The sequence below is a fragment of the Pseudomonas sp. BN607 genome, assembly GCF_029871175.1.
In the GTDB taxonomy this organism is placed as follows: Bacteria; Pseudomonadota; Gammaproteobacteria; order Pseudomonadales; family Pseudomonadaceae; genus Aquipseudomonas.
Genome location: NZ_SSOE01000052.1, coordinates 1 through 14,137 on the forward strand (window position 1 = coordinate 1; position 14,137 = coordinate 14,137).

Here is a 14,137-nt window from a genome sequence, read left to right on the forward strand (position 1 = left end):
GCGGGCTTGTCCCGCGAACACGGGCGAAGCCCGTGCCATGCACTGTGTTGGATTCTTCGCGGGACAAGCCCGCTCCCACAGGTACCCGCCGGTCTTCAGCCTTTCTTGACCCTGAACCACGCCGCATACAACGCCGGCAGGAACAACAGCGTCAGCGCCGTGGCCACGATCAACCCTCCCATGATCGCCACCGCCATCGGCCCGTAGAACACACTGCCCGACAACGGGATCATCGCCAGCACTGCTGCCAGCGCAGTCAGCACGATCGGACGGAAGCGCCGCACCGTGGCCTCGATGATCGCCTGCCAACGCTCCATACCCGCCGCAATGTCCTGCTCGATCTGGTCCACCAAAATGACCGAGTTGCGCATGATCATCCCCGCCAGGGCAATGGTGCCGAGCATGGCGACAAAGCCGAACGGCTGGCGGAACACCAGCAGGAACAGGGTCACGCCAATCAGCCCCAGCGGCGCGGTAAGGAACACCATCACCGTGCGCGAGAAGCTGCGCAACTGGATCATCAGCAAGCTCAGCACCACCACGATGAACAATGGCATACCGGCATTCACCGACTTCTGCCCGCGCTCGGAATCTTCAACCGTACCGCCCACTTCCAGCAGGTAGCCGTCCGGCAGCTTGGCACGTATCTCCCGCAGCGTCGGCTCGATCTGTTTCACCAACGTGGCCGGTTGCTCCTTGTCGTAGATATCGGCGCGCACGGTCACCGTCGGCAGGCGGTTGCGGTGCCAGATGATGCCTTCCTCGAAGCCGTACTCCAGGGTCGCTACCTGCGACAGCGCCACGCTCTGGCCGTTATCGGTGGGCAACGCCAGGCTGCCGAGGTTGCCCAGCTCGCTACGCTCCTGCAGCGTACCGCGCAGCAGGATCTCGATCAGCTCGTTGTCCTCGCGGTACTGGCTGACCGTGCTGCCGATCAACGAGCTCTGCAGGAAGCTCGCCAGGTGCGCGGTACTCACCCCCAGCGCGCGGGCACGGTCCTGGTCAATCTCGAGGAACACCGCTTTGCTCGGTTCTTCCCAGTCCAGGTGTACGTTCACCACATGCGGGTTCTCGCGCACCTTGTCAGCCACTTCACGGGCCAGGGCACGGGCTTGTTCGATATGCTCGCCGGTGACCCGGAACTGCACCGGGTAGCCCACGGGTGGGCCGTTTTCCAGGCGGGTAACGCGGGCGCGCAAGTCCGGGAACTGCTGGTCGACGGTGCTGATCAGCCAGCTGCGCAAACGCTCGCGGTCTTCCATCGACTTGGCCAGCACCACGAACTGGGCGAAGCTGGCTGCCGGCAGTTGCTGGTCCAGTGGCAAGTAGAAGCGCGGCGAACCGGTGCCCACATAGGCCACGTAGTTGACGATGCCGTCCTGCTGCTTCAACAGCGCCTCCAGTTGCTTGACCCGCTCGGCGGTATTGGTCAGCGAAGCGCCTTCGCCCAGCTTCAGATCGACCATTAGCTCCGGGCGCCCAGAGGCCGGGAAAAACTGCTGGGGCACGAAGCGGAACAGCAAAATGCTGCCGACAAAAGCGGCAATGGTCAGCAGGATCACCGTTTTACGACGCCGCACGCACCATTCCACCACCCGCCGGACGCGCTGATAGAACGGCGTGGCGTACGGGTCCGGTGCGTGGCCGTCCTTGCCATGGCGGGCGGCGTGCAGCCTGGCCAGGTCCGGCAGCAGGCGTTCGCCCAGGTAAGGCACGAACACCACGGCCGCGACCCAAGACGTGAGCAAGGCAATGGTCACCACCTGGAAGATCGAACGGGTGTATTCGCCGGTGCTGGAGGCGGCCGTGGCAATTGGCAGAAAGCCTGCCGCGGTGATCAGGGTGCCAGTCAGCATCGGGAAGGCGGTGCTGGTCCAGGCATGGCTGGCCGCCTTCAGGCGGTCGTAGCCCTGCTCCATCTTGATCGCCATCATTTCCACGGCAATGATCGCATCGTCCACCAGCAGGCCCAAGGCCAGCACCAGTGCACCGAGCGAAATCTTGTGCAGGCCGATACCAAAGTAATGCATGGCGGCAAAGGTCATGGCCAGCACCAGCGGGATCGCCAGTGCCACCACCAGGCCGGTGCGCAGGCCCAGCGAGAAGAAGCTCACCAGCAACACGATGACCAGCGCCTCGGCCAGTACCTGGACGAACTCGCCCACACCGGCCTTGACCGCTGCCGGCTGGTCCGAGACCTTGCGCAGCTCCATGCCGGCCGGCAAGTTGTGCGCCAGCCGTTCGAACTCGCCTTCCAGCGCCTTGCCCAGCACCAGGATATCGCCGCCATCCTTCATCGATACCGCCAGGCCAATGGCATCTTCGCCCATGAAGCGCATCCGCGGTGCGGGTGGGTCATTGAAGCCACGGTGCACTTCGGCCACATCGCCGATACGGAAGGTGCGGTCACCCACGCGGATGGGGAACTGGCGAATCTGCTCGACGCTGTCGAAGCGCCCGCTCACCCGCAGTTGCAGGCGCTCGCTAGGGGTTTCGAAGAAGCCGGCTGTGCTGACCGCGTTCTGCTCTTGCAGGGCCTTCTGCACAGCCTCCAGCGGCACACCGAGCGTGGCCAGCTTGAGGTTGGACAGCTCGATCCAGACTTTCTCGTCCTGCAGGCCGATCAGCTCGACCTTGCCCACGTCCTTGACCCGCTGCAGCTGGATCTGGATGCGGTCGGCGTAATCCTTGAGCACCGCATAATCGAAGCCCTCACCGGTCAGCGCGTAGATGTTGCCGAAGGTGGTGCCGAACTCGTCGTTGAAAAACGGCCCCTGGATTTCTGGCGGCAGGGTGTGGCGAATGTCCGCGACCTTTTTGCGGATCTGGTACCACAGTTCGGGGATGTCCTTGGAATGCAGCGAGTCGCGGGCCATGAAGGTGACTTGTGATTCGCCGGGGCGGGAGAACGAGACGATCCTCTCGTACTCGCCGGTTTCCATCAGCTTTTTCTCGATGCGCTCGGTCACCTGGCGTGACACTTCCTCCGCCGTGGCCCCCGGCCAAAGGGTGCGGATGACCATGGCCTTGAAGGTGAACGGCGGGTCTTCGCTCTGGCCCAGCTTGGTGTAGGACATGGCGCCGATGGCCGCCAGCAGGATCATCAGGAACAGGACGATCTGGCGGTTGCGCAGCGCCCAGGCAGAAAGATTGAAACCCATCGGGACTTACTCCTTGGCCGTCAGGTTCACTACACGGTTGCTGCGGTCAACCGGGCGTACCTCCTGGCCCTCCCGCAGTACATGGCCACCCGCGGCAACCACCCAGTCACCCGGGGCCAGGCCCTCGAGCACCGGTACACTGTCGCTGCCATAAGCCCCCAGACGCACCGTCACCCGCTCCAGCCGGCTTTCCTTGCTCACCCGCCAGACGTAGGCCTGACCATTTTCCGCAGTCACTGCCGACAGCGGTACCGCCAGCGGGATCAGCCCATCCTTGGCGATGAACACACGGGCGCTTTGGCCCAATTCAGCCGGTACGGCGGCCGTGGTAAAGGCGATACGCGCCGCGAACGTGCGCGAGCGCGGGTCGGCAGCCGGTGACAGCTCGCGAATGCGCCCCTGGAAACGCGCCTGCGGGTGCGACCACAACTCCACGCTCACCGGTTGGCCCACAGCGAAACGGGCGAACTGCTGCTCCGGCAGGCCGATGGCCACTTCTCGCTCACCATCAGTAGCCAGGGTGAACACGGTTTGCCCGGCGGCAACCACCTGGCCCACTTCAACCTGACGCTTGGCCACCACACCGGCCTGCGGCGCGCGCAGCACGGCATATTCGGCCTGATTGCCGGCCACATCGAACTCCGCCTTGGCCTGCTTCAGCCGGGCAAGGCCGGCGCGGTAGAGGTTTTCGGCGTTGTCGAACTGGGAGTGGCTGACCATTTGCCGTTCCAGCAGCTTCTGGTAGCGATCACGCTCGGCGCGCACCAATGCCAGGTTGGCTTCGGCAGCCGCCAGCTGGGCGCGGTTGGCCTCAAGTTGCAGGCGTACGTCCTGCGGGTCCAGCTCGGCCAGCGGTTGGTCGGCCTTGACCCGCTGCCCCTCCTCCACCAGGCGCTTGCTGACCTTGCCGCCAATGCGGAAGGCCAGCTCCGGCTCGAAGCGCGCGCGCACTTCACCGGGGTAACTGTCGGCAGCGGCTTCGGCAGGCTGCGGCTGCACCACCAGTGCCGGGCGTGGCGCGGCGGGTGGGGCAGCTTCCTGGCCACACGCCGCCAGAAGCAGGGCAGCGGCGGCGGGCAGAGCGATGGACAAGGCATGGCGCAACATGATGAATCCTTTCGCGAAGTGCACATTTAATATTTGTACTGGCTGGTATATTAAATCAGCGCAACGATGTCGGGAAGGGCATGCGCTGGTTTTTCGACGACTTGGCTGGAGCCCTCTGGCGCCTGTGAGATCAGGCGGCGGCTGAACGGCACCGCGCTTGTCGATCAACTGCCCGCTCATAGGCCGCAGGGAAATGTGCGCTGGTGTTTAGCCGGATCGCGGCTGACCCGTTAAGATGGTGATTCTTAAACCAGATGCAGACCACAATGCCCAACGACGCACCCATAGGCCCAGGCCGGCCAAAGGACCTGGCCAAACGCGAGGCGATTCTCGAGGCCGCCAAGGCCCTGTTCCTCAGCCTTGGTTACGCCAACACCAGCATGGATGCGGTCGCTGCGGCGGCAGGTGTTTCAAAACTGACCGTGTACAGTCACTTCACCGACAAGCAGACACTGTTCTGCTCGGCGGTGATGGCCACGTGCCAGATCCAGTTGCCTGACCTGCTGTTCGAGTATCCCGAGGGGGTACCGGTGGAAGAAGTGCTGCTGACCATCGCCCGCAACTTCCAGGCCCTAATCAGCAGTGACGAAGCGGTCAAGCTCAGCCGCCTGATCATGGCCCAGGGCAGCCTGGACCCCAGCTTTGGCGAATACTTCTACGAGGCCGGACCCAAGCGCGTACTGGCTGGGATGGAGGCGCTGCTGCGCGGGGCGCATGAGCGTGGGCTGCTGCGCATCGACAACCCGCTGCGTGCGGCGGAGCACTTCTTCTGCCTGGTCAAGGGGGCGCCGGATTACCGCTTGCTGCTGGGGTGCGCAGCGCCCTTGGAGGGGGACGAGGCCGAGGCGCATGTGCGCGAGGTGGTGGGGGTGTTCTTGCGGGCATTCAAACCCTGATACCTGAATGCCTGTGCGGGCCTCTTTGCGGCTTTGACCGCAAAGGGCCCACACACGCGCCAGAAATCAGGCTTTCAGCGCTTTCTTGGGGTAAATGTCATACCGGCTCGACTTGCCCTCCAGGCTATGGCTTGGCTTTGGCCCGTCGATGATCGGCGCTTTGCGCGGGCGCTTCACCACCACCCGGTGGCTGGCCAGCGCCAGGGCGGCTTCGAGCAGGGCCGGGGCATCCAGGTCGTCACCGACCAAAGGCCGGAACACACGCATTTCCTTTTTCACCAACGCACTCTTGTCGCGGTGCGGGAACATCGGGTCAAGGTAGATCACCTGCGGCGCATCGCCTTCCCAACTGCGCATGCGCTCGATAGCGTTGCCAGTCAGCAGGCGCATGCGCCCGACGATGGGGCCGACCTCATCATCCGTCCGCGCCCGCGCCAAGCCATCTTCCAGCAGCGCGGCAATCAATGGCTGGCGTTCGATCAGGGTCATCTGGCAGCCCAGGCTGGCCAGCACGAACGCATCCTTGCCCAGGCCCGCCGTGGCATCCAGCACCTGCGGCCGTACACCCTGGGCAATGCCCACGGCCTTGGCGATCATCTGCCCGTTGCCGCCGCCAAACTGCCGGCGATGCGCGGCCTGGCCTTCGACGAAGTCCACACGTACCGGCCCCGGAGCCTGCGGGCCCAACTGCTGGATCTGCAAGCCATCAACCCCCACCTGCACGGCAAAGCCAGCGCCCTCGTCCTGCAACGGTAGCGCCAGGCGCTCGGCCCACGCAGCGGCCTGCGCCTCGAATTCAGCCGACAGCGCCTCGACCCGGATACCTGTGCCCTGCTCTTCCATCTTCCACACCTAGAAATTGAACCCAGCCATTAAGGTATCGGCCATGACGGCCGATACAGGCAATATCCCGCTATTCTGCCAGAGCACAACGCGCACGACTGCCATGTCAGATACTCTTCCCATCGGCTTGACCTATTTGTCGCCTGTCGACAACTACAGCCAGCAGAATACCCAGGCACTCGGGGGCGTCAGCCACCTGTGGCAGGATTTCTTTGCCCGGGCCATGGCCGAGCAGCAGGAAGAGCCGGTAGACAGCATCAGCCAGTCGTTCGTGAAGTACGACCAGGACAGCGGCGAACCGATCGGTGGCGCCCGCGCGCTGGCCATGATCGACGCCCAGCGCGCCTGCCCGGTGCACGACACCATCGTGGCGCCGCCCGAACCGTTGTTTCTGCCCAAGGCCGAGCTTGAAGCCAAGCTGCTGCCGCCCGCCCCCGAGCCGTTCAGCGCCATGGAACTGATCGAGCAACAGCGCCAGCTCGACATCAACAACAGCTGGCTGCGCCCGGTGGTGATGAGCCAGGGTCAGCCGATCGCCGAACCCGGCCCTGGCCCTGCTCCGCGCTCGCTGTTCCTGCCCATCGCCGAGCTGGAAAGCAACCTGCTGGACCCGGCCCCGGAACCCTTCGACGACGCCACACTGGCGAAGCAGCAGAATGACCTGGAGTTCGACATCCACTGGGCGCGCCCAGTGGTGCTGAACAACGTGCGCGCGCTCGCCTGAGGCTAACGACAGATCTGCCAGCGCCCCATGTCCAGGTGGAAGTGGTTGCGGTGCGCAGCGTTGTAGTCCGGCCCCAGTACCGTGCTGAAGCTCTCGCAAGCCGCCCGCTGTACCCGGCGCAGGAACGCCGCCTTCTGCCCACCCGCCTGCCAGTCACGCGCCAGGACAATCCGCTGCCCGTCCTGCAGGCGAAAGCCGCTGATGTCCAGAGCATTGGCCGTGGCGTGCTGGCTCAAACGGCCCTGCTTGCGGTGGTAGACATTGCGGCAGGCAAAGCTGCCCAGGTGGTCGACCTGCGTCACCGCTTGCCCAAACACGTCCTGGGCCGCCGGCTGCAAGCCATGGTTTTCGAACAGCGCGTAGGCCACCGCCAACGGGCAACTGGCCAGGAAACTGCTGCTGAGGCGCGCCTGGCCGCTTTCGATACGCCATATGTTTTGCAGCGGGCAGTTGGCCGAGGCCGGGCTGTCGGCCTGTGCGCGGTAGCGCAGCTGGCTGGTTTCCAGTGCCTGGCGGCACAGCGCCGGGTCATTGCGCAAGCGCGAAAGCTTGTAAGGCGTCAGCAGGTTGGGCGGCTGGCGTACGTCCAAGGGCGCCCATGGGTTCCACACCGCAGGCAGGCGCCAGCCGAAGTACCATGCCATGCCGGTCGCTAACAGCAGGCCGGCCAGCAGCACCATCGCGCCCCGCATCAGCGGCGGAACAGGTCGTTTAGCTGGGCGAAAGGCAGGGCCTGTTCACCGTAGCCGAACGTACCCTCATCGCGAATTTCCAGCGCCGCCCGCTGGAAGGCCCCCAGTGCAGCACGGGCCAGCGACGAACCGACGCTGATACGACGCACACCCAGGTCCTGCAACTGGTTCACGCTCAGCGGCACACCGGGCATGCCCATCAGCACGTTCACTGGCCGCGGGGCAACGGCCTGCACCACCGCGCGGACTTCTTCGACAGTTCGCAGCCCGGGGGCGTACAGTACATCGGCGCCAGCCTCCGCATAGGCTTGCAGGCGCAGAATGGTGTCGTCCAGGTCCATACGCCCGTGCAGCAGGTTTTCTGCCCGGGCGCACAGGGTGAATGGAAATGGCAGGCCACGCGCGGCCTGGACCGCCGCGCGTACGCGCTCCACCGCCAGGCCAAAGTCATAGATAGGCGCATCGCTCCGGCCACTGGCATCCTCGATGGAACCGCCCACCAGGCCCACTTCCGCAGCGCGTAGGATGGTCTGCGCGCAATTCTCTGGCAGGTCGCCAAAACCGTTCTCCAGGTCTGCAGCGACCGGCAACGGCGTGGCATCCACGATCTCACCGGCATTGTCCAGCGTGTCGTCCAGGCTCAAGGCGCCTTCGGCATCCGGGCGGCCCAGGCTGAAGGCCAGGCCGGCACTGGTGGTGGCCAGCGCCTCGAAGCCGAGGCTGGCCAGCAACTTGGCAGAGCCGGCGTCCCACGGGTTGGGGATGACGAACGCTCCGTCGCGTTCATGTAGAGCCTTGAAGGCTTCGGCTCGCAGGGTTTGCACATCCATGGTCAACCTCCGGCAGTCAGGGAAAGGTCAGAGTAGCCCCAGTTGTTCGACCTCGGGCGCACGCGGCAATTCCGGCAAAGGTGCCAGGCCCGGCAAACGTGCCATCAGGCGCTGGTGAAAACGCTGGGCCAAGGCTGCGGCCAAACGGTTGTCCGAGGTATGCAGGAAGATATAGGGGCTGCGGCCTTCTTCAATCCAGCCGGCCACCTTGTCTACCCAAGGGGTGAGGAAGGGCTCGTTGGCCTCCAGCTCGGGATGGCCGATGAAGCGTACCTGCGGATGCTGGCTGAAAGCGGCCGGACGGGGCGGTACCTTGGGCTTCTTCGACTGTGCATGCAGCACAGCAGGGTCACGCGAGGTGCAACTGAACAACGCACGCGGGTCAAGACAGATGCGCTCCACGCCGCGCTCATGCAGCAGGCGGTTGAGCAACCGTTCTTCCTCCCCCTTGGCGAAAAACGCCTGGTTGCGCACTTCCACGGCCACCGGCACGGCTATTTCATCGAGAAACCGGCAAAGCTCGCCCAGCCGTGCGGGGCCGAACTGGGCGGGCAGCTGCAGCCAATACGGCGATACGCGCTGGCCAAGCGGGGCCAACAGGCGGGTGAAGTCGAAGGCGGGCTCAAGCTGCTCGCGCAGGTCGCCTTCGTGGCTGACGTCGCGGGGGAACTTGGCGGTGAAACGAAAGTGCTGGGGCATTACCTGCGCCCAGCGGGCGATGGTGCCTGGGGCTGGGCGTGCATAGAAGGTGGTGTTGCCCTCGACGGCATTGAACACCTGGCTGTAGAAACCCAGCATCTGATTGGTGTTGGCGTCGGCAGGATACAGGTACTCACGCCAGGCGTTTTCGCTCCATGACGGGCAACCGAGAAAATAAGGCAGTGGGGATGGGCTCATCCCGTCAAATGTACAGGTCGAGCCCCAGTACTTCCATGTCCCAGTCGGTGAAACCGGCGGTGCTCAGGTAGCTGGCCAATGCGGTGGCGGTGCGGCGGTCACGGGCGCGGGGGAAGATCATGTCCTGCTGGCGGGCTGGCAGGCCACCGCCAGGACGTCGGGCGGCGGCTTCCTGCGGAGCGACTTCTGCGTCGTCGATCAGCTCGGCATCGTCGATGGCCTCGTCGCGCACCACTGCCTTGCGCGGAGTGCGCTTGATCGGGTAGGACTGCGATGAGAAACCGTCGATACGCATGGCATGAGCACTCAGGACCAATGATGGCAATTTAGCAGCATCAGAGTTCCGTCGCTAATGCTTAAGTGATAACTGGACCACAGATCGCACAGAAGGTTTCAGGGCCACCGACGAACAGCACTCAGTGCTTCTTCGGCGTAGCTACATTATCGCGCAGATACACCGGTTGCGCCTGCTCGGCGACAATGGCCTCGCCACGCGCCCAGGCGAAGCTGGCCAGGCTGAGAATGTCCAGCGCGTTGGGCAAAGCGCCAGGGTTGCTGGCCGCCACCTGTACCGCTAGGCGCTCGGCATAGCCCCAGCCGGTACCAGCACCGAACCACTCGCCGTTGCTGCCAACCGGCAGCGCTACCTGCTCGGGCGGCAACACCGCTTCGCGGCCGACAAGGCGCATTTCACCCGCCGTGGCCTGGTAGCAGCCCCAGTACACTTCATCCATGCGCGCATCGATGGCGGCCGCCACCTGCTGCGCGCCATGCTCACGCCAGGCACCCTGGGCCAATGCGGCCAGATTGGACACCGGCAGCACCGGACGCTCCAGCGCGAAGGCCAGGCCCTGGACCACACCGATGGCGATGCGCACACCGGTGAATGCACCCGGGCCACGGCCGAAGGCAATGGCATCCAGTGTATTCAGCGCGACGCCGGATTCGGCCAGCAACTGCTTGATCATCGGCAGCAGCTTCTGCGCGTGCTGACGTGGAATCACCTCGTAATGGCTGGTTACCTTGCCGTCATGCAGCAGCGCGACGGAACAGGCTTCGGTGGCGGTATCCAGGGCCAACAGGGTGGTCATCGAACGGGTATCCAGGTGCGAGTGAAAAAGAGCGGCAGTATAGAGCAGCAGCGCCGTTGTGTCCCGAGGGGCCGCTGTGCGGCCGTGGGTTGCAGCCCTGAAACGACAACGGCCCGCTAGCGGGCCGTTGTCGGGGTGCGTCAGGCGTGGATCAGCTCAGGGCTGCCAGGACCTTGGCGGTGATGGCTTCAACCGAGCCAACGCCTTCGATGTGGCTGTACTTCGGCTTGCCGGCATTGGCGGCCGACAGCTTCTGGTAGAAGTCCACCAGTGGCTTGGTCTGGCTGTGGTAAACCGACAGGCGATGGCGAACGGTTTCTTCCTTGTCGTCATCGCGCTGGATCAGCTCTTCGCCGGTCTCATCGTCCTTGCCTTCCACTTTCGGCGGGTTGTACTGAATGTGGTAGGTGCGGCCCGAGGCCAGGTGCACGCGGCGGCCAGCCATGCGGCCGACGATTTCTTCGTCGTCCACGGCAATTTCGACCACGGCATCGATGTCGACACCGGCAGCGACCATCGCTTCGGCTTGCGGGATGGTGCGTGGGAAGCCGTCGAACAGGCAGCCATTGGCGCAATCAGGCTGGGCGATGCGCTCCTTGACCAGGCTGATGATCAGCTCGTCGGACACCAGTTGGCCGGCATCCATGACTTTCTTCAGTTCCAGGCCCAGCGGGGTCCCGGCCTTGACGGCGGCACGCAGCATGTCACCGGTGGAAATCTGGGGGATACCGAACTTTTCGGTGATGAACTTTGCCTGAGTACCTTTACCGGCCCCGGGAGCTCCCAGCAGAATTACGCGCATCTCGTGCTCCTCAAATTTTTTTATGAAATTCAATGGATTCGGCAAACTGGGCCGAGTCCGGAAAATCGGGTATGACCACAAATCGGTCAGAAGGCTGCTCAAGATACACAGCGCCCGGCAGCCAGACAAGCGTCCCAAAGTTGCAGGAATGCGCCACTTGCGGCTGAGCGGGCTGGCGGTTGCGCCCAGTGCAACCACCCGCCCCGTCGTTGGGCCGGGCCTGTATGGCACTCGCCAGACATGACCCGGGCTTGCCCTTAGCCGGTGTTGCGCAGCCCGGCGGCAATGCCCGCCACGGTCACCAGCAGGGCCTGCTCCAACGGGCTGTCCAGAGCGGCTTCGCGGCTGCGCGAGCGGGCCAGCAACTCGGCTTGCAGGCGGTGCAACGGGTCCAGATAGGTATTGCGCAGGCTGATGAATTCCAGTGTCTCGGGGCTGTGCGCCAGTAGCACCGGTTGCCCGGTCAGGCCCAGTACCACCTTGCACGACTGCGACAATAGGTCGCGCAATTGCGCACCTAAAGGAAGCAAGTGCGGTTGCACCAGACGTTCGTCGTAGGCCTCGGCGATTTGCGCATCAGCCTTGGCCAGTACCATCTCCAGCATGTCGATGCGGGTGCGGAAGAAGGGCCACTGCTCGCGCATTTGCGCCAGCAGGTGACCTTGGCCCCGCGCCAGGGCATTGTTCAGCGCCGTCTCCCAGCCCAACCAGGCCGGCAGCATCAGCCGGGTCTGGGTCCAGCCGAAGATCCACGGAATGGCCCGCAGGCTTTCGATGCCGCCCGCGCGGCGCTTGGCCGGCCGGCTGCCCAGCGGCAGGCGCCCCAGTTCCTGCTCCGGCGTCGACTGGCGGAAGTACTCGACAAAATCGGGGTTCTCGCGCACTACGCTGCGGTAAGCCTTGACGCCATCGGCGGCCAATTGGTCCATTACTTCGCGCCAGGCTGGCTGCGGTGGCGGTGGTGGCAGCAGCGTGGCTTCGAGCACGGCAGCCAGGTACAGGTTGAGGTTTTGCTCGGCGATGCCCGGCAACCCGAACTTGAAACGGATCATCTCGCCCTGCTCAGTGGTGCGGAACCGCCCCGCCACCGATCCTGGTGGCTGCGACAGGATCGCCGCGTGGGCCGGGCCACCACCCCGACCTACCGTGCCGCCACGGCCGTGGAACAGCAGCAGCTCGACCTGATGCTCGGCACAGATGCGCACCAGGTTTTCCTGCGCCCGGTACTGCGCCCAGGCCGCTGCCGTGGTGCCGGCGTCCTTGGCCGAGTCGGAGTAGCCGATCATCACTTCCTGCGGGCCACGCAGGCCAGCACGGTAACCTGGCAGGCCAAGCAGGCGCTGCATCACCGGCCCGGCGTTGTCGAGGTCGGCCAGGGTTTCGAACAGCGGCACCACACGCATCGGCCGGGTCAGCCCAGCTTCCTTGAGTAGCAGTTGCACCGCCAGTACGTCCGAGGCCGCACCGGCCATGGAGATGACATAAGAACCCAGCGAAGCAGCCGGTGCTGCCGCCACCTCCCGGCAGGTGGCCAGCACTTCGGCGGTATCGGCCTGTGGTTTGAAATGTGCGGGTAACAGTGGCCTGCGGTTTTTCAGCTCGGCCTGGAGGAACTGGATGCGCTGGTCTTCATCCCAGTCGGCATAACGCCCCAGGCCCAGGTAATCGGTGATTTCGGTCAGGGCATCACGGTGGCGGGCAGCGTCCTGGCGCACGTCCAGGCGGCCGAGGAACAACCCGAAGGTGACGGCTCGGCGCAGGCAGTCGAGCAGCGGGCCCTCGGCGATCACGCCCATGCCGCATTCATGCAGCGACTGGTAGCACAGCTCCAGCGGCGCGATCAGGCCGCGGTTGTCCACCAGCACCTCGGCACTGGCCGGCTGGCTGCTGGCCAGTGCCGAATGGGCCCAGGCACGTGTGGCGCGCAGGCGGTCACGCAATTGCTTGAGCACGGCGCGGTAAGGTTCGGCGCTGTCACCCACCCGTTCGCGCAGCGCGTCATTGGCCTGCTGCATCGAAAGCTCAGCGGCCAGGGCATCGATATCGCGCAGGAACAAATCGGCGGCCATCCAGCGCGCCAGCAGCAGCACTTCGCGGGTGACGGCGGCGGTCACGTTGGGGTTGCCATCACGGTCGCCGCCCATCCACGAAGCAAAGCGGATCGGCGCTGCCTCAAGTGGCAGGCGCAGGCCAGTGGCCTCGAGCAAGGCCTTGTCGACCTTGCGCAGATGGCTGGGAATGGCGTGCCAGAGCGAATGCTCGATGACTGCGAAGCCCCACTTGGCTTCATCTACCGGCGTCGGCCGGGTGCGGCGGATTTCTTCAGTGTGCCAGGCTTCGGCGATCAGCCGGCGCAGGCGCTCGCGCACCTGCTGTCGTTCGGCCGGGATCAGGTCGCGGTGGTCTTGCGCGGCCAGCTGGCCGGCAATGGCGTCGTATTTCTGGATCAGCGTGCGGCGGGCCACCTCGGTGGGGTGCGCGGTGAGCACCAGCTGGATGTCCAGCTTGGCCAGTTGCCGGGCAAGGGCATCGTTGCTGTGGCCCGCCTGCTTCAGGCGCGCCAGCAGCTCAGGCAGCACCCGCGCTTCGAAAGGCTCGGGCTGGTCGGCGTCGCGTCGGCGGATCAGCTGGTATTGCTCGGCCATGTTGGCCAGGTTGAGGAACTGGTTGAAGGCCCTGGCCACGGGTAGCAGGTCTTCTTCGGCAAGGTCGGCCAGGGTCGAGCTCAGTTGCTCGCCGGGGCCGCGGCGGTCGGCCTTGGCGCTGTGGCGGATATCCTCGATCTTCTGCAAGAACGCATCGCCATGCTGCTGGCGAATGGTTTCGCCCAGCAGCTCACCCAACACATGGACATCTTCACGCAAACGCACATCGATATCGGTCATTGGCCCTCTCTCCGGCGCGGCTCTGGCGCACTGCTTCCCTTTCAGCCTTTACCCGATCCCTGTGGCAGCGAGCATGCCCGCGGAGCATTCCACGCGGTGCCCGCACACAAAAGGCCGAGACATGCACCCAAGAGTGCCCACAGCCGGCCGACGATGGCAAGCCGTGATCGGCCAAAGCAAACTAAAGTGAAAGCACACACTCCCATGCA

12 protein-coding genes are annotated in these 14,137 nt (G+C 64.7%); 2 read left to right on the top strand and 10 right to left on the bottom strand.

The genetic code is table 11. The features are described from left to right. Positions 1–95 precede the first annotated feature (95 nt). Together E8E68_RS11900 and E8E68_RS11905 are read right to left on the bottom strand one after the other, a co-directional pair. Positions 96–3,161 carry an efflux RND transporter permease subunit gene (locus tag E8E68_RS11900; RefSeq protein WP_280341680.1) on the bottom strand — a complete coding sequence of 1,022 codons (3,066 nt, stop codon included), beginning with the start codon at positions 3,159–3,161 and terminating at the stop codon, positions 96–98. Between the two features lie 6 nt (positions 3,162–3,167). Further along, positions 3,168–4,268 (bottom strand): efflux RND transporter periplasmic adaptor subunit, encoded by a 1,101-nt coding sequence (locus E8E68_RS11905; RefSeq protein ID WP_266034068.1) that lies wholly within the window; start codon positions 4,266–4,268, stop codon positions 3,168–3,170. A 254-nt stretch (positions 4,269–4,522) separates the two neighbouring features. On the opposite strand from E8E68_RS11905, the gene E8E68_RS11910 reads away from it, so the two are divergent. Continuing rightward, the gene (locus E8E68_RS11910; RefSeq protein ID WP_266034064.1) at positions 4,523–5,164 is read left to right on the top strand and encodes a TetR/AcrR family transcriptional regulator; all 642 of its coding nucleotides are present in this window, start codon (positions 4,523–4,525) and stop codon (positions 5,162–5,164) included. A 66-nt stretch (positions 5,165–5,230) separates the two neighbouring features. Here the strand turns inward: E8E68_RS11910 and E8E68_RS11915 are convergent, their stop codons facing one another. Then, positions 5,231–6,007: a class I SAM-dependent methyltransferase gene (locus E8E68_RS11915; RefSeq protein ID WP_266034061.1), complete on the bottom strand. Its 777-nt coding sequence runs from the start codon at positions 6,005–6,007 to the stop codon at positions 5,231–5,233. 103 nt (positions 6,008–6,110) lie between these two features. On the opposite strand from E8E68_RS11915, the gene E8E68_RS11920 reads away from it, so the two are divergent. After that, positions 6,111–6,731 carry an energy transducer TonB gene (locus E8E68_RS11920; protein ID WP_280341683.1) on the top strand — a complete coding sequence of 207 codons (621 nt, stop codon included), beginning with the start codon at positions 6,111–6,113 and terminating at the stop codon, positions 6,729–6,731. Between the two features lie 2 nt (positions 6,732–6,733). Here the strand turns inward: E8E68_RS11920 and E8E68_RS11925 are convergent, their stop codons facing one another. From E8E68_RS11925 to ppc, 7 genes are all read right to left on the bottom strand, one after another. Beyond that, entirely contained in the window at positions 6,734–7,423 is a 690-nt protein-coding gene (locus E8E68_RS11925; protein WP_266034057.1) for an extensin family protein, read from the bottom strand. After that, positions 7,423–8,253, bottom strand: a complete 831-nt coding sequence (locus tag E8E68_RS11930; RefSeq protein ID WP_266034054.1) for an isocitrate lyase/phosphoenolpyruvate mutase family protein — start codon at positions 8,251–8,253, stop codon at positions 7,423–7,425. Before E8E68_RS11930 ends, E8E68_RS11925 begins: the two co-directional genes overlap by 1 nt. A gap of 27 nt (positions 8,254–8,280) precedes the next feature. Then, positions 8,281–9,150 carry a DUF72 domain-containing protein gene (locus E8E68_RS11935; RefSeq protein WP_266034051.1) on the bottom strand — a complete coding sequence of 290 codons (870 nt, stop codon included), beginning with the start codon at positions 9,148–9,150 and terminating at the stop codon, positions 8,281–8,283. A 4-nt stretch (positions 9,151–9,154) separates the two neighbouring features. Further along, a complete protein-coding gene (locus E8E68_RS11940; RefSeq protein WP_266034049.1) occupies positions 9,155–9,445 on the bottom strand; it encodes a hypothetical protein in 291 nt (96 codons plus the stop codon). Positions 9,446–9,566: 121 nt separating this feature from the next. Beyond that, on the bottom strand, positions 9,567–10,241 hold the full coding sequence (gene tsaB, locus E8E68_RS11945; RefSeq protein WP_280341689.1) for a tRNA (adenosine(37)-N6)-threonylcarbamoyltransferase complex dimerization subunit type 1 TsaB: 675 nt from the start codon (positions 10,239–10,241) through the stop codon (positions 9,567–9,569). Between the two features lie 151 nt (positions 10,242–10,392). Continuing rightward, positions 10,393–11,043, bottom strand: coding sequence for an adenylate kinase (gene adk / locus E8E68_RS11950; protein ID WP_266034043.1), 651 nt, complete (start codon positions 11,041–11,043; stop codon positions 10,393–10,395). Positions 11,044–11,300: 257 nt separating this feature from the next. After that, on the bottom strand, positions 11,301–13,928 hold the full coding sequence (gene ppc, locus E8E68_RS11955; protein WP_280341694.1) for a phosphoenolpyruvate carboxylase: 2,628 nt from the start codon (positions 13,926–13,928) through the stop codon (positions 11,301–11,303). Between the last annotated feature and the right edge of the window lie 209 nt (positions 13,929–14,137).

What these genes read in the sequence shown, in the direction of transcription:
- E8E68_RS11900 (WP_280341680.1), bottom strand. Translation starts at nt 3,161, where the DNA reads ATGGGTTTCAATCTTTCTGCCTGGGCGCTGCGCAACCGCCAGATCGTC.
- E8E68_RS11905 (WP_266034068.1), bottom strand. Translation starts at nt 4,268, where the DNA reads ATGTTGCGCCATGCCTTGTCCATCGCTCTGCCCGCCGCCGCTGCCCTG.
- E8E68_RS11910 (WP_266034064.1), top strand. Translation starts at nt 4,523, where the DNA reads ATGCAGACCACAATGCCCAACGACGCACCCATAGGCCCAGGCCGGCCA.
- E8E68_RS11915 (WP_266034061.1), bottom strand. Translation starts at nt 6,007, where the DNA reads ATGGAAGAGCAGGGCACAGGTATCCGGGTCGAGGCGCTGTCGGCTGAA.
- E8E68_RS11920 (WP_280341683.1), top strand. Translation starts at nt 6,111, where the DNA reads ATGTCAGATACTCTTCCCATCGGCTTGACCTATTTGTCGCCTGTCGAC.
- E8E68_RS11925 (WP_266034057.1), bottom strand. Translation starts at nt 7,423, where the DNA reads ATGCGGGGCGCGATGGTGCTGCTGGCCGGCCTGCTGTTAGCGACCGGC.
- E8E68_RS11930 (WP_266034054.1), bottom strand. Translation starts at nt 8,253, where the DNA reads ATGGATGTGCAAACCCTGCGAGCCGAAGCCTTCAAGGCTCTACATGAA.
- E8E68_RS11935 (WP_266034051.1), bottom strand. Translation starts at nt 9,150, where the DNA reads ATGAGCCCATCCCCACTGCCTTATTTTCTCGGTTGCCCGTCATGGAGC.
- E8E68_RS11940 (WP_266034049.1), bottom strand. Translation starts at nt 9,445, where the DNA reads ATGCGTATCGACGGTTTCTCATCGCAGTCCTACCCGATCAAGCGCACT.
- tsaB (WP_280341689.1), bottom strand. Translation starts at nt 10,241, where the DNA reads ATGACCACCCTGTTGGCCCTGGATACCGCCACCGAAGCCTGTTCCGTC.
- adk (WP_266034043.1), bottom strand. Translation starts at nt 11,043, where the DNA reads ATGCGCGTAATTCTGCTGGGAGCTCCCGGGGCCGGTAAAGGTACTCAG.
- ppc (WP_280341694.1), bottom strand. Translation starts at nt 13,928, where the DNA reads ATGACCGATATCGATGTGCGTTTGCGTGAAGATGTCCATGTGTTGGGT.